Genomic DNA, 13,082 nt, shown 5'->3' on the forward strand with positions numbered 1-13,082 from the left:
CGTCCTCCACCGCCGGCCGCACCCTTCTTGGAGCGGGCCGACGCCGATCAGCCCGCCCAGTGCAAGGTCAGGGTCGACGGCGGCTACCGCAAGCACCTCGTCGAGCACGCCGCCCCCTCGGCATCGACCTGGAAATGGTCGAACGCACCCCCGGGACAGGGGTTTCACCCCGATCCCGAAACGCTGGGCGGTCGAGCGGACCTAGGGTTGGCTGATGCTCCACCGTCGCCTGGCGCGCGACTACGAGGCCCTCCCTGCCAAGGTCATGATCCACCTCGCCATGACCGACCTGATGGCCCGCCGCCCCACCGGCGAGGCCACCAGCTCCTGGCGGGGCCCCGCATCAGCGGATCAAATGTGCATCCCGGGATGAAACAACGGGAGAAAAGGACCTCTGAGTTGAGTGTCCGACTGCACCTCGGTCAGTCGACGCCTTCGACTATGCGGAAGTCGCGCTCGACGCCGTCGGAGAGGGCGACCAGCGCCTCCTGGTAGGCCGCACTCTCGCGCGCCGCGACAGCCTGCTCGAAGCTGTCGAACTCGACCAGGACGGTGCGCTCGGCGATTCCGGCGTCATGCGCCACGACCCGACCGCCACGGACGAAGGTCCGGCCGCCCCCGGCCTCGACGGCCAGGCGGGCCAGCTTGTTGTAAGCAGCTAGCTTCTCAGGGTCTGAAATGGAGCGGTAGACGCTGACCCAGTAGCCCTTTGGCATGGGACCTCCAGTGTCGGTATGACTGCATCTGACTTGCGGGTTGCTCTCGGATGGGCGTCGGCGGGCCGGTGCCCGCGGCGAGGATCAGGCCGCCGATGGCGCTGCCCAGGGAGTACACGACGCTGCGGACGACGTGGTTGAAGCTCGTGGCGCTCGACGTCTCGGTCTTGGGGGTGACGGTGTCGCCACGCTGGTGATGAGCGGTGCCCCGAGGTTGGCGGCTGCCGCCACGACCAGGGCGATGAACATCAGGGAGGGGGCCGGCAGCCGCGCCTCGGAGTGCTCCCGGGTAGTGCTCACCGGTTGGTCTCGGTCGTGATGGGGAGGAAGTCGGCGAAGCGAGGCGCGCCGGGCTCGTGCGGCACGCGCGTGGCACGCGCGGCGAAGCTGACGGCGTGGTACCACCCGCACAGGAGCAGCAGATCGAGCAGCTGGAGCTCGTCGAAGACCGACACGAGTTGTGTCCACAGCGCGTCATCGATGTCGGAACGCTCGTGCAGCGCGTCGACGGCGAGGATGAGCAGCCGTTCCCGCTCGGACGTCCAGCAGTCGTCAGCGGGGCCGCCGTGCACCAAGGATGCCGCCTGCTCGCGGGTGAGCCCGACCCGCTCGGCGAACGTCATCATGTGCACGCCCCACTCGTACTCGCAGCCGCACAGCACGCATGTCCGGTTGATGGCGATCTCGCGGTCCCTCATGGTCAGGGTCAGCTGTCGGCCCAGCTCATAGCGCCCCCATCCGTGCATGGCGCCGGCCATCGGGAGGTTTCTCGCGAACATCCGGAACAGCCCGATCGGGGGCACGTCCCCGGGCATCATGCGAGCGAGCAGCGCGCCGGCCTCGTCGGCGTACGGCGGTTCCAGCAGGGCTATTCGCGACATCGGCGCTCCCGTTGAGGTTGTTTCGAAATTCGAAACACGGCACGGATGCTAGTGTTTCGAATAACGAAACACAAGGAGGGTCATGCCGACACCGCGCCCAGGAACACCGGTCCGTGGATCGACGACCGGCCGTCCGATCATGGCCGCGATGGACCTCTTCGGCCGTCGGTGGGCGCTGCGCATTCTCTGGGAGCTGCGTGCGGGCCCGCTCGGCGCCCGCACGCTACTGGCGCGATGCGAAGGACTGTCATCCAGCGTCCTCTACCAGCGGCTTCGCGAACTCACGACAAACGGGATCATCGCCCCCTCGGCCGACGGCTACGAGCTCACTCGCCTGGGGGCAGCACTCAGTGACGCCCTCCGACCGCTCAACGAATGGGCGATCACCTGGGCGCAGGCGCAAGAACAGAACGATCAGAATCCTGCGGAGGCCTGAAGGTGGAGCCGGTGGTGGGCGGGGGAAGCAGACTCCGGTCCGGCACAAGGATCACGGCACTGCGATGAGTAGGCACGGTCTGCCTGTCACGATCGTCCGCGCGTGCATGCGCGACGGCAAAGGCGGCAGTCCCACCGCGGTACTGGACGAGGCGCCGTTGAGTGACGATGAACGCCGTCGTGTGCCGGTTCAGATGGGAACGTCGCACGCCGTTTTCGTCTCGGTGCACGACAGTCGACGAGGCAGTCCGGTCGTTTCCCTCCGTTTCTTCACCGCCGCTGGCGAACTGCCCGCGTGCGGTCATGGGACGGTTGCCGCTCTGGCCTTCCTGGCCGAGCGCTCGGAGAGCCAGGAGAATCGAGCCACCATCCATGCGGCAGGGCGTGTCTTCCCTGGTTGGTCCGTACGGGAGAAGACGCATGTCCATGCCGCCTTCGACCCCGGTCCCGTAGACCTGCGCAGGCCCACAGCGATCGAGTGCGACCTTGTCCTGCCCGCACTCGGTGTCACCTCGGGCACACTCGCTCCCGGTACCCGCGTCGCCTCAGTGGGGCGGTCGCGGTTGCTGGTTCCCCTTACTACGCGGTCCGCGCTCACCACCCTCAGCCCGGACTTCGAACGGCTCCGTGCCGCCTGCGATCGTCTCGGGTTTCTGGGCTGCTACGCCTACTCGGTGCCGACGCCCACCGGCCGCGTCGCGGCCCGCATGTTCGCCCCGTCGATCGGCGTCGCGGAAGACATCGCCAACGCCAACAGCACCGCCTGCCTCGCAGCGCATCTGGCCGGCCAGGGCATCAGCGACATCGCAGTCGACATGGGTGACTCTCTCGGCAGTCCCTCCACGATCACCGCCACCGCACAACCGGACCCGTTGGGGCTGCGGGTCCACTTGGGCGGCGCCGCGGAAGTCACACGCAGCATCCGCATGCCATGACCGGTCCGCAGCTCATCAGCGGCGGCATGTCAGGCGATCGTCACCCGCCCTGTCCTCCCGCAGCAACGAGGGACGAAAGCGGCTCCCGCCAAGTCCCCTGCTCCGCAGCCCTCTTCGTCGCCCGCCGTTTCCACAGCTCGTCTCCGCGCCCGGCCGCCGACCTGAACGTGAGCCTGTCGCGCGCCGGCCAGCGTCGTCGGCGTGCCGATCGGCTCGTTCGTCGGTCAGTACAGCGGCTGGCACGGCCTGTTCTGGGCACTGGCAGTCCTCTCCGCCCTCACCCGTCCGACCGGATTCACTGTCAGAAAGGCCGAAACGACCGGGGTTGCTGCCAAGCGCTTCGATTGGGTGACAAAGGACCGCCGCGCCGCTACCTCAGGCCTGTGAGGCAACAGAGCCTCAACCACCCGCGCGTACGCGCGGGCAGCGTCTCGCCCGACTGGCTCGGCCACAATCCCCCGGACGGGAGGCTGGGCGAACGACTCCTGGATCAGGTCACCGGAACGGAGGCTTGTCGTGCCCAAGTACTGATCTGGGTTCGTTCGGGTTCGGACCATCCGGTCGCGATGATCGAGCCCTCGTACTGATGTGAGCAGGCTCGGCGAGCCCGTATCGCTGGAACAGCACGTAGGCGTGTCCGACGGCGCTTCGGTTGGCCTGGGCGCTGCCGTACGCCCATCGCCTTTGGAGCGGGGGCCTCGTGGGCGAGGTTGATGGCCTGCACGCGAGGGGTGTTCGGCAGAACGATGCGGTGCTCTACCGGCGTATCGCTCTCCAGCCGTACGCGAACGGCGGCTGAGACTTCCTGCACACCTACAACCACCACCGCTGCCACACCGCACTGGGCGGCCGCCCACCCATCAGCCGCGTGAACAACGCTGCGGGTCGATACACCTAGGGCCTGTTCGGCGGGTCAGGCGCTGGTGTCTGTCCAACGGGGTTCGGGCTTGCGCTTTCCGTTGCGGCAACTTCTACGGTCATGTGTGTGGCCGGAGAGACCGGCCCGGCGAGGGAGGCACCGGCATGGCCTGGTCGATCGCGGAGGTGGCGCGGATGTCCAAGGTGACATCGCGGACGCTGCGGCACTACGACGAGATCGGCCTGCTGCCGCCCGCATGGATCGGGAGCAACGGGCACCGCTACTACGAGGAGGCCGATCTGCTGCGGTTGCAGCAGATCCTGCTGATGCGGGAGCTGGGCCTGGGTTTGCGCGAGATCCAGGCGGTCCTGGACGACCAGCTCGACCAGGTGGCCGTGCTGCGTCAGCACCACCAACGGCTGCTCGCGGAACGGGACCGGCTGGAGACGCTGGCCCGTACGGTCGGGCGCACCATCGCCGAACTGGAAGAAGGTAGGGACAACGGGAAGATGACGAAGATCAACAAGCCGGAGAACCTGTTCGAGGGGTTCCAGGCCCCCTCCGAGGCCGAGGCCGAGGTACGGGAGCGGTGGCCGCAGGCGTGGGAGCAGTCCCGGCAGGCCGTCGACGCGATGACCTCCGAGGACACGGAGCGCTGGCAGCGTGAGGTGACGGCGCAGATGATCCGTATGGCGGAGTTCATGGTGGCCGGCACGCCGGTCTCCGACCCCGCGGTACAGGCCGAGGTGGACGCCAACTACCAGCAGATCTGCCGGTTCTGGACCCCGACCGCGGCCGCGTACAAGGGAGTGGGCCAGACCTATGTCGACGACCCGCAGATGCGGGCCAACTTCGACAAGATCGCCGAAGGTCTCGCCGTCTACCAGCGCGATGCGATGACCGTGTACGCCGATGCCCGGCTGAGCTGACCGCACGCGCCAAGACCAGATCTCATGTGGCCACTTGGTGGCAGCCGGCGAGGTGAAGACGCGACATCTGGACCGCGGCTTCGCATGATCAGATAGCGTGCTCGCTCATGGGGGAGCTGATTTTGATCAGGCATGGCCAGACCGAGTGGAGCCTGTCGGGCCGGCACGCGGGCCGCACCGACGTGCCCCTGACCGACGCGGGTGAGGCAGCGGCACGGGCGCTTGCTCCGAGACTGGCCCGACGCCCGCTGGTCGCTGTGTTCAGCAGTCCTTTGAACCGTGCCATGCGGACGGCCGAGCTCGCGGGCCTGAGCGGCGTCAGGCCCGATCCCGACCTGGTGGAGTGGGACTACGGCGGCTATGAGGGCCTGACCGCAGCGCAGATCCGCGAGACGCGGCCAGGCTGGGACTTGTGGCGGGACGGCGTTATTCCCGGCGGCACCGGCCATCCCGGTGAACGGCTCGAGCAAGTGGCGGCTCGGACGGACGCGGTGCTGGACCGGATCCGGCCGCTGCTCAGCGAGGGTGATGTCGCCGTCGTCGCTCACGGTCATCTGGCGCGCGTGCTTACCGTGCGCTGGCTGGGCCTGAACCCGTCGGCCAGCCGACTACTCGGCCATCCGCACCCAGGAACCCTGAGTTTCCTGGCCACTGAGGACGGACAACCGCTCATCTCCGCCTGGAACGTCCCCTAGCGCCAACCCGCCGCATCACGCCTGCCGTGAGAGACGCCGCCAGCAGCGACCTGCTCGGCGTACTCGTCTCCCGCGTCACCGGTCAGCCGTTCGAGACATTCCTCCGCGAGCGCATCTTCGATCCGCTGGGCATGAACGACACCGGCTTCCACGTCCCCGCCGACCAGGTCGACCTGCTCCCGGCCCGCTACGCCCCCGACCCGCGCACCGGAGAGTTCACCATCTGGGACGAGCCCGAAGGCGGGCGGTGGAGCCGGCCCCGGCCTTCCAGGGCGGAGGCGGCGGACTGGTCTCCACCGCAGACGACTACCACGCCTACTTCCGCATGCTGCTCAACCACGGCCTGCACCGCGGCGAGCGGATCCTCTCCCGCCCCGCCGTCGAGCTGATGACCACCAACCGCCTCACGCCCGAGCAGAACAGCGCCCGCAACGCCCTGGCCCGCGACAACGTCCACGTCTCGTTGCCTTCCTGGTCGCAGCGCTCCCACCATCGTTTGGGCGTGGAGCGGCAAGTACAGCTCGGCGGCCTTGCGCTAAGAACGCGCGCGCCACGAGCTGGTGCATCGGCATTGGTGCTAGAGGGCGGCTCGGGGGCGGACCGTCATCCGCAGGTTGCGCGGCCGTACGGTGAGCCGGGCGACCTGGCGGATGACCTGGCCCTCGGCGAGTTCCAGCCGTACGGAACGCAGCATCGTCGCGAGCGCCGTGACCATCTCGGTGAGGGAGAAACGGTCCCCCATGCACTTGTGCTTGCCGTCTCCGAAGGGCACGAACGCGCCCGGCGGAGGCTCCTGAGCGGGGTCGGTCCACCGGTCCGGGTCGAAGGTGAGCGGGTCGGGGAAGCGCTCGGGGTCGCGGTGCAGGGCGTGCTGGCAGTACGCCAGTTCGGTGCCGGCGGGCAGTGTCCACTCGCCGAGCCGGGTCTCCTCGGTGGTGCGGCGGGTGACCAGCCAGCCGGGGTGGTGCAGCCGCAGGGTCTCGGTGATCACCCGGTCCAGGTACGGCAGCCGGATCATGTCGTCGAAGGTGACCGGCCGTTCGCCGAGGACCTCGTCCAGCTCGGCCAGGACCCGGGCCTCGATGGCGGGGTTGCGTGCGAGCTCGTACAGGGTCCAGGACAGCAAGGACGCGGTCGTCTCGGTGCCCGCCACGGCCAGGAGGAAGATCTCGGAGCAGATCTGATGCGCGGTCAGCGGCTCGCCGGTCTCCTCGTCGATGGTGCGCAGCAGCGTGGAGAGCATGTCCCCGGTGTCGTGCCCGGAGGCATGCAGTTCGTCGACGGCGGTGCTGATGGTGGCGCGCACCTCGGCCCGGGCCTGGTCGAAGCGGCGGTTGAAGGGCAGCGGCAGGCGCTCGGCCCAGTCCGGCAGCATCATGCGCAGACCGACGCCGCTCATCACCACCGACACGTTGCTGCGCAGCCGTCGGAAGACGGCGTCATCGAGGCTGCCGGCGAACACCGTCTTGGCCAGCATGTCGAGACTGAGTCCGACCATCGCCTCGTGTACGTCGAGGGGCTGTCCGCGTTCCCAGGCGGCGACGGTGGCCGTCACCTCGGCGCGCATGAGGTCGACGTACCGGCTGATCTCGGTGTGGGCGAACGCGGGCTGAAGCTGGCGGCGTCTGCGTACGTGGTCGCGGCCGGTGGCGGTGACGACGCTGTCGCCCAGCAGCTGGCCAAGCTTGTCGTAGAGTCGGCCCTTGTCAAGGCTGGGTGCCAGGGGCTTGAGCATCTGGTGGATCAGGGCCGGGTCCTGGACCACGATCGTGCGCGTCCCGGGTTGCAGGACGATCTCGACGAGTGGCTCCCGTGTCTCGCGCAGCGAGTCGATGAAGCCGAGGTTGTCGCGCATCTTCAGCGCGTGGCCGATGAGCGGAAACGATCCTGCGGCCCGGGGTATGGGGGGAGGCGCAGTGGACGTCACGGGTGATCCCTTCACAGCACTCATGGACGCCCTATGACTGCCCTGAACCTTCCCCAGCGCAATCCTGTCATGAACGTGTCCTACGCCACGTGCGGCAAGCCGGTTGGTCACCTGCGGCGCCGGGCATCAGTGCGGTCACCCCGGCGAACCGCTCCGGCTCCCCATTCCTCACCGGCCGGCCATAGCCGTCGGCGCCGCGGCCGCGTCCTTCGGGAACGCGCGCTCCCTGCTCACGAGCGCCCAGGCCGTCCTGATGGTCGGCCCCCTCCGTCACGCTGAACTGATCGTGTCGCCGTCGGTTTCGGCGCGCCCCTGCGCTTCGGCCTGCCGGGCAGGCTGCTGCGCGCGTACGCCACCGCCAGGCTTGTACAGGCCGACGATGCACTCGTCGTAGCCGTCACGGAAGATCGGTCAAGACCGGTGTGACCCTCTCTGTGGCCGCTGAACGTGGTAGGGGCCGTGGCCCTCGCCCAAGGTTGTCCCGTATCTGGTGGGGCGGTTGGTGCGTTGGCTGAGCATGGGTGGGGTGATCTCAGCGGATGACATGCCCGCCGGGGCGGCCACCCTGCAGTCGCGGGGCGTCGGGCATGCCGCAGACCGGTGATCGGGCATCAGCCGTCTTGGGGCTGGGACAGCTCAATCCGGCTTAGGGCGGGATCGCAGGTGCCGCATTTGGGCGTGGCTGAGGTCGCGTGCCCGTCGCATGTGCCGGGTGATCACTTCAAGCTCGTCCTCGGTGTGGTCGTCGAGCAGCGCGTGCCAGTTCTGGCCGAGTTCGTCCCACAGCGCTGTGACGCGGGCGATGCGCTCCGGTACCGGTGTGACCAGCACGCGGCGGCGATCCTTCTGGTCGGGGGAGCGGAACACGTAGCCGCCACGTTCGAGCCGATCCACCAGTCGTGTGGCCGAGCCTGTGGTCAGGCCCGTCATCTCAGCGATCTGCTTGACCGTGAGCGGCCCGGGCCCTGTCGTCAGCAGGCTCAGACACTGCACGTCGGTCGGGTGCAGGCTGAGATGGTCGGCTATGGCTTGGTTGAACAGCACGTAGGCCGCCAGGTAGCGGCGGGACTCCCTCGACAGTTCCTCGGCTCGGGCCCGACGTGAGTCCGTCATCTCGCTCACTCCAAAATTACTGTGCGACGCAGCAATCTTCCCGTACTCTTCTGCGTGACGCAGCTAATGCCTTACGCAGCGATAGTATCCATTGGAGAATCATGCTCACCGTCGCCGTCACCGGAGCCACCGGAGCCCAAGGTGGAGCCACCGCCCGCGCCCTGCTCGCAGCCGGCCACCGGGTGCGCGCGCTCACCCGCCATCCCGACTCACCCGCAGGCGCCGCCCTGCGCAGCCTCGGTGCCGAGGTGCGCCACGCCGACTTCGACGACCGCCCCTCGCTGGAAGCCGCCCTCACCGGAGCAGACTCCCTTTTCGCGGTCACAACCCCGTTCGGCACCGACACTGCCACCGAAGTCCGGCAGGGCCAGGCCCTCGTCGATGCCGCGGCAGAGACTCGCCTCGGGCATATCGTGTTCACCTCCGCCGCCCACGCCGACCGGGGCACCGGTATCCCGCACTACGAGAGCAAGCACCTGGTCGAGCAGCACCTGCGTACGGCCGGAGTGCCCTGGACAGTGATCGCCCCGGCGGCGTTCATGGACAACTACGCCAGCGGCTGGACCCTCGACGGACTACGAGACGGCACCTTCGCCTGGCCCATGCCTGGCGACCGGCCCCTCACGCTCATCCCTGCGTCGGACATCGGCGCGTTCGCCGCGCTGGTCCTTCAGCGCCGTGACGAATTCACCGGCCGCCGCATCGACATCGCCTCCGACGAGCGCACCCCCAGCCAGATGGCGGAGATCCTCACGAACGCCATGGGTCGCCAGGTCGCCCACCAGGAGGTACCCATAGCCCATGTCAAGACGCGGTCGGCCGATCTGGCTGCCATGTTCGAATATTTCACCACCATCGGTCTTGACGTCGATGTCGCCGCCCTGCGACGCGACTTCCCCGAAGTCAGTTGGCACAGCTTCACCGACTGGGCCCTCGCCCAGAACTGGCCCGCGCTCCTGTCCACGACGCCTTCGCATCGGTGACCTTCTCCGCCCGCGGTTGCGGCTCGGGCACCAGCCGCCTCCACAGCAACACCCTCGCGTTCTGCATCAACTCGCCACACCGCCACACCGCCACACCGCCACACCGGGCTACGGTCCTCGCCCGGATGACGCGGTACAGCACGCACCGCCACCACTGAAGGAGCACGCTCATGAAACCGATCGGCTACTGGCTCAACCGCACCGACAAGGCCCTCACCCGCTACATGAACGACATGCTGGAGGAGTTCGGCCTCACACGAATCACCTGGCAAGTCCTCAACGTCATTCACGACACCCCCGAGGCTCACGACACGGAAGTCTTGTCGACTCTCGCCGGCAACGCCGACAGCGCCACGCTGACCGCCGCCATCGACACCGCTCTCGCCGACGGCTGGGCGGACCGCTCCGCACCGGGCCGGCTCACCCTCACCCGTGGTGGTAGCCAGCGTCTGACCCACGTCGCTGCGCGCGTCGACGCGTTCCGTGAGTTATCCATGAGCGGTATCTCCTTGGATGAGTACCGCAGTGCCGTCGAGGTCCTGGAACGCATGAGCCGCAACCTGGAAACGGCGACGGAGCCGATATTGACGACATGAAAGCGCGGTGATCTTCAGACCGCGAGGAGGAGTACACACAGGCCGTTGGCGAAGCCTCGTAGCTCGGGCAACCTCGCCGTCCGCGGTCCACGGCTCGAGGTCCTCGGGAGGTGACCTGGCTGATCCTCCCCCCGGTACTACTGAATGCATTCCGGGACCGCTGCCGCGAGGCATCCCCGTCGTCGAGGCTGCCGTCAGGGTCATGCGGGTTGGGTGGCTGGTGGGGTTGGGAAGGGGACCGGCTGTCTGTCCGTGCACACGATGTCGAGAATTGTGCCCCTGCAGCCGGGGGGCTCGCACCGATTGCGCCGTCAAGCGCAGCCGCTGCGCCAGGGACTGAGACCGTTCCGGCACGCGAGCTGCTCGGTTGAGAATCCTGCTGCTGAGAAGTCGGTGCCGCGGGTCATGAATCCCTCGACTCACTGCGTGCCGTCGCCCAGGGGCCGGTCCGGGGTGTCGTGGCCCTGGCCGCGGCTGTCGACGACGAGCTGGGCTGGCCGGCGGCGGGCCAGAAGAGGTGGTCGGTGGGCAGGCCGCGGTCGCCGCTGTAGCGGATGTAGCTGACGAGGACGGGCAGCGGGCCCTCGGCTCCGCGCGGGCGGAGCAGTCCGGCGGCCACCGGTTCGCCGTTCCGGCCGGGCAGGCGCAGGTCGTCCACCTCGACGGTGCGGAGCCGGAATCGGTCGGTGACTCGCTCGACCTTCACCGCTCCGCCCCGTGACGGGCGTCGTCGAGGGCGAGCTGCCAGAAGGCGTCGAAGTCGTGCGGTGCGGTCGACACCGGTCGGTGGCCGACGAGTTCGTCAAGGCCGAAGTCGGTGACAGGTATGGGGACTTCCTCCGGATGCAGACGGCGAAGCGTCGGGGTGCTGGAACGTGAACAGCGCGATGACTCGGGGGGAATGAGCGGCGGCGGCCCTTCGCCACCCGAGGACGGGCGGCCGCGTGGCGGTCATCAGCTGCTGGCTCGCGGCTCATGCGAGCACCGCGCAGCCACCGGGCGGCAGTTCGTGTGCCACGGCACCGGTGAGCAGGTCGTGGGCGGGCTCCGGCATCGGCAGGGTGTCGGTGCGGTGGTTGATCAGGACGTGCCAGCGGCGGCCGTCGGGCGCGTGCCGGGTGACGGCTTCGACACCGGGCGGCAGGTCTGGCAGTTCGGGTTCGACGTCGGCCTCCTTCAGCAGTCGGCGGACCAGGGCGCCGTAGTCGGTCCCCTCCAGGCGGGTCGAGAGGTACCAGCCCTGCCCGGTGCCGTAGCGGTGCCGGGTGAGCGCGGGACTGCCCGCCAGCATGCTGTGGGTGTAGGCGGCGAGCGTCTCAGCGCCCTCGGCACGCACGGACTCGCTCCAGACGGTTCCGTACGACCCGTCCGACAGGGCGATCCGCTCCTTGCGCCGCAGCGGCCGGTACTCCTCGACGCGGATGCCCAGCGCCTCGCGGAGCGGCCCGGCGGGACTGCCGCCCAGCCGGGCGTGCAGCCGCTCGTCGACGAACCCGCTCGCGTGCTGGACGAGCAGCGTCCCACCCCGCTCGACGTAACGGCGCAGGTTCTCGGCGCCCGCGTCGGACATCAGGAACAGGGCCGGCGCGATGACGAGCCGGTAGCGGCCCAATTCGTGCTCGGGCTGGGCGAAGTCGACCGTGACGCCCGCGTCCCACAGAGCTCGGTGCGCTCGGGCCAGTGCCTCGTGGTAGCTGAGGTCGGGGGAGGGCAGGCCGTCCATGCTCAGGGCCCACCAGGCATCCGCGTCGTGGAGGACGGCCACCGGCGCGGCGACCGTCGATCCCGCCAGCTGCCCGAGCCGGGCGACCGCCTCGCCGACCTGCGTGACCTCGCGGAAGATGCGGGTGTCGGGGCCCGCGTGCGGGACCATCGCCGAGTGCCACATCTCGGCTCCGGCCCGGGACTGCCGCCACTGGAAGAAGAGGGCGCCCTCCGAACCACGGGCGATGTGCCCGAGGGTGTGGCGCAGGATCTCCCCGGGCTCCTTGGCAAGCACCCGGTCACCGTCGTAGATGGTGCTGGTGCCCTGTTCCATCAGCAGCCAGGGGCCGCCGCCGGCCAGGGAACGGGTCCGGTCGGCGTGGAAGGCGGCGTCGGCGGCGGCGTCCAGACCGGGTGAGCTGGGGTACTGGTCGGATGTGACGACGTCGAGTTCGCGGGCGAGGGCCCACAGGTCGACGTTCTGGTAGGCCGGGAGCATCAGGTTGGTCGTCACCGGCCGGTCGCTGTGCGCGCGGATCGCGTCGCGCTGCTCGCAATAGGCGGCGATGATCTCGTCGGACCAGAAGCGGTGGAAGTCCAGCGCCTGTCCGGGGTTCTTGTGCCACTGCGTCGCACGCGGCGGCAGCACCTGCTCCCAGGAGGTGTAGCGCTGGCTCCAGAACACTGTTCCCCAGGCCTCGTTGAGGGCGTCCAGCGAGCCGTGGCGGGCGCGCAGCCACACCCTGAAGGCCGCCGCCGAGTGATCGCAGTGGCAGATCGTGCCGTACTCGTTGTGCACGTGCCACAGCGCGAGGGCGGGATGGTCGCCGTACCGCTCGGCCAGGGCGGAGGCGATCCGGCGGGCCGCACTGCGGTAGGCGGGCGCGGTGAGGCAGTAGGTGTCGCGGCTGCCGTGGGTGAGTCGGGTGCCCTGCGGGGTGACCGGCAGCGCGTCGGGGTGGGCCAGGGTGAACCAGGGCGGCGGGGAGGCCGTCGGGGTGGCGAGGTCGACGGCCACACCGTTCGCGTGCAGGCGGTCGATGTGGGCGTCGAGCCAGGCGAAGTCGTAGCGTCCCTCCTCCGGTTCCAGCAGGGCCCAGGAGAAGACCCCCATCGTGGCCAGGTTGACCCTGGCCCGGCGCATGAGCGTGTCGTCCTCCTTCCAGACCGGTTCGTCCCACTGCTCAGGGTTGTAGTCCCCGCCGAAGGCGAGCCCGCCCAGGCGGTCGGTGATGCTGCGTGTGGTCATGACGGGCCTCCCTGCGGAGAGTCGGGCGCTGCTTTTGGGCCGCCCGACCCTCCGTCAGTC

15 protein-coding genes and 1 pseudogene are annotated in these 13,082 nt (G+C 69.0%); 9 read left to right on the forward strand and 7 right to left on the reverse strand.

The window, feature by feature from the left end; genetic code table 11:
- Positions 1 to 27: 27 nt before the first annotated feature.
- A pseudogene (locus tag ABD355_RS42900) lies at positions 28 to 373 on the forward strand (IS5 family transposase); the annotation flags it as partial.
- Positions 374 to 422: 49 nt separating this feature from the next.
- Here the strand turns inward: ABD355_RS42900 and ABD355_RS42905 are convergent.
- Positions 423 to 716 (reverse strand): DUF1330 domain-containing protein, encoded by a 294-nt coding sequence (locus ABD355_RS42905; RefSeq protein ID WP_344406768.1) that lies wholly within the window; start codon positions 714 to 716, stop codon positions 423 to 425.
- A 296-nt stretch (positions 717 to 1,012) separates the two neighbouring features.
- Positions 1,013 to 1,597 carry a carboxymuconolactone decarboxylase family protein gene (locus ABD355_RS42910; RefSeq protein ID WP_344406769.1) on the reverse strand — a complete coding sequence of 195 codons (585 nt, stop codon included), beginning with the start codon at positions 1,595 to 1,597 and terminating at the stop codon, positions 1,013 to 1,015.
- A gap of 139 nt (positions 1,598 to 1,736) precedes the next feature.
- Between ABD355_RS42910 and ABD355_RS42915 the strand changes: the two genes are divergently transcribed.
- From ABD355_RS42915 to ABD355_RS42940, 6 genes are all read left to right on the forward strand, one after another.
- Positions 1,737 to 2,033 carry a winged helix-turn-helix transcriptional regulator gene (locus ABD355_RS42915; RefSeq protein ID WP_344406770.1) on the forward strand — a complete coding sequence of 99 codons (297 nt, stop codon included), beginning with the start codon at positions 1,737 to 1,739 and terminating at the stop codon, positions 2,031 to 2,033.
- Between the two features lie 106 nt (positions 2,034 to 2,139).
- The gene (locus ABD355_RS42920; protein ID WP_344406771.1) at positions 2,140 to 2,967 is read left to right on the forward strand and encodes a PhzF family phenazine biosynthesis protein; all 828 of its coding nucleotides are present in this window, start codon (positions 2,140 to 2,142) and stop codon (positions 2,965 to 2,967) included.
- Positions 2,968 to 3,168: 201 nt separating this feature from the next.
- Positions 3,169 to 3,354: a hypothetical protein gene (locus ABD355_RS42925; protein WP_344406773.1), complete on the forward strand. Its 186-nt coding sequence runs from the start codon at positions 3,169 to 3,171 to the stop codon at positions 3,352 to 3,354.
- A gap of 636 nt (positions 3,355 to 3,990) precedes the next feature.
- Complete coding sequence (locus ABD355_RS42930; RefSeq protein WP_344406774.1) at positions 3,991 to 4,755, forward strand: MerR family transcriptional regulator; 765 nt, start codon at positions 3,991 to 3,993, stop codon at positions 4,753 to 4,755.
- Between the two features lie 107 nt (positions 4,756 to 4,862).
- Entirely contained in the window at positions 4,863 to 5,450 is a 588-nt protein-coding gene (locus ABD355_RS42935) for a histidine phosphatase family protein (protein ID WP_344406775.1), read from the forward strand.
- 26 nt (positions 5,451 to 5,476) lie between these two features.
- The gene (locus ABD355_RS42940) at positions 5,477 to 5,839 is read left to right on the forward strand and encodes a serine hydrolase (RefSeq protein ID WP_425585866.1); all 363 of its coding nucleotides are present in this window, start codon (positions 5,477 to 5,479) and stop codon (positions 5,837 to 5,839) included.
- A gap of 188 nt (positions 5,840 to 6,027) precedes the next feature.
- On the opposite strand, the gene ABD355_RS42945 is transcribed toward ABD355_RS42940, so the two are convergent.
- A complete protein-coding gene (locus ABD355_RS42945; protein WP_344406776.1) occupies positions 6,028 to 7,377 on the reverse strand; it encodes a cytochrome P450 in 1,350 nt (449 codons plus the stop codon).
- A 636-nt stretch (positions 7,378 to 8,013) separates the two neighbouring features.
- Entirely contained in the window at positions 8,014 to 8,490 is a 477-nt protein-coding gene (locus ABD355_RS42950) for a MarR family winged helix-turn-helix transcriptional regulator (RefSeq protein ID WP_344406842.1), read from the reverse strand.
- 101 nt (positions 8,491 to 8,591) lie between these two features.
- On the opposite strand from ABD355_RS42950, the gene ABD355_RS42955 reads away from it, so the two are divergent.
- Together ABD355_RS42955 and ABD355_RS42960 are read left to right on the forward strand one after the other, a co-directional pair.
- Positions 8,592 to 9,473, forward strand: coding sequence for an NmrA/HSCARG family protein (locus tag ABD355_RS42955; protein WP_344406777.1), 882 nt, complete (start codon positions 8,592 to 8,594; stop codon positions 9,471 to 9,473).
- Positions 9,474 to 9,643: 170 nt separating this feature from the next.
- Positions 9,644 to 10,069 carry a MarR family winged helix-turn-helix transcriptional regulator gene (locus ABD355_RS42960; RefSeq protein ID WP_344406779.1) on the forward strand — a complete coding sequence of 142 codons (426 nt, stop codon included), beginning with the start codon at positions 9,644 to 9,646 and terminating at the stop codon, positions 10,067 to 10,069.
- A gap of 403 nt (positions 10,070 to 10,472) precedes the next feature.
- Here the strand turns inward: ABD355_RS42960 and ABD355_RS42965 are convergent, their stop codons facing one another.
- The 3 genes from ABD355_RS42965 to ABD355_RS42970 all read right to left on the reverse strand — a co-directional run bounded on the left by ABD355_RS42965 (position 10,473) and on the right by ABD355_RS42970 (position 13,022).
- Positions 10,473 to 10,775 (reverse strand): acetylxylan esterase, encoded by a 303-nt coding sequence (locus ABD355_RS42965; RefSeq protein WP_344406781.1) that lies wholly within the window; start codon positions 10,773 to 10,775, stop codon positions 10,473 to 10,475.
- Positions 10,772 to 10,849 carry a hypothetical protein gene (locus ABD355_RS44840; RefSeq protein ID WP_425585871.1) on the reverse strand — a complete coding sequence of 26 codons (78 nt, stop codon included), beginning with the start codon at positions 10,847 to 10,849 and terminating at the stop codon, positions 10,772 to 10,774. Before ABD355_RS44840 ends, ABD355_RS42965 begins: the two co-directional genes overlap by 4 nt.
- A 193-nt stretch (positions 10,850 to 11,042) precedes the next feature.
- Positions 11,043 to 13,022 (reverse strand): beta-galactosidase, encoded by a 1,980-nt coding sequence (locus ABD355_RS42970; protein WP_344406782.1) that lies wholly within the window; start codon positions 13,020 to 13,022, stop codon positions 11,043 to 11,045.
- Between the last annotated feature and the right edge of the window lie 60 nt (positions 13,023 to 13,082).

The organism is Streptomyces longisporus (genome assembly GCF_039532765.1).
GTDB lineage: Bacteria > Actinomycetota > Actinomycetes > Streptomycetales > Streptomycetaceae > Streptomyces > Streptomyces longisporus.

Excerpts from the sequence above, each read along its gene's own strand:
- ABD355_RS42905 (WP_344406768.1), bottom strand. The coding sequence starts at position 716 with ATGCCAAAGGGCTACTGGGTCAGCGTCTACCGCTCCATTTCAGACCCT.
- ABD355_RS42910 (WP_344406769.1), bottom strand. The coding sequence starts at position 1,597 with ATGTCGCGAATAGCCCTGCTGGAACCGCCGTACGCCGACGAGGCCGGC.
- ABD355_RS42915 (WP_344406770.1), top strand. The coding sequence starts at position 1,737 with ATGGCCGCGATGGACCTCTTCGGCCGTCGGTGGGCGCTGCGCATTCTC.
- ABD355_RS42920 (WP_344406771.1), top strand. The coding sequence starts at position 2,140 with ATGCGCGACGGCAAAGGCGGCAGTCCCACCGCGGTACTGGACGAGGCG.
- ABD355_RS42930 (WP_344406774.1), top strand. The coding sequence starts at position 3,991 with ATGGCCTGGTCGATCGCGGAGGTGGCGCGGATGTCCAAGGTGACATCG.
- ABD355_RS42935 (WP_344406775.1), top strand. The coding sequence starts at position 4,863 with ATGGGGGAGCTGATTTTGATCAGGCATGGCCAGACCGAGTGGAGCCTG.
- ABD355_RS42950 (WP_344406842.1), bottom strand. The coding sequence starts at position 8,490 with ATGACGGACTCACGTCGGGCCCGAGCCGAGGAACTGTCGAGGGAGTCC.
- ABD355_RS42955 (WP_344406777.1), top strand. The coding sequence starts at position 8,592 with ATGCTCACCGTCGCCGTCACCGGAGCCACCGGAGCCCAAGGTGGAGCC.
- ABD355_RS42960 (WP_344406779.1), top strand. The coding sequence starts at position 9,644 with ATGAAACCGATCGGCTACTGGCTCAACCGCACCGACAAGGCCCTCACC.
- ABD355_RS42970 (WP_344406782.1), bottom strand. The coding sequence starts at position 13,022 with ATGACCACACGCAGCATCACCGACCGCCTGGGCGGGCTCGCCTTCGGC.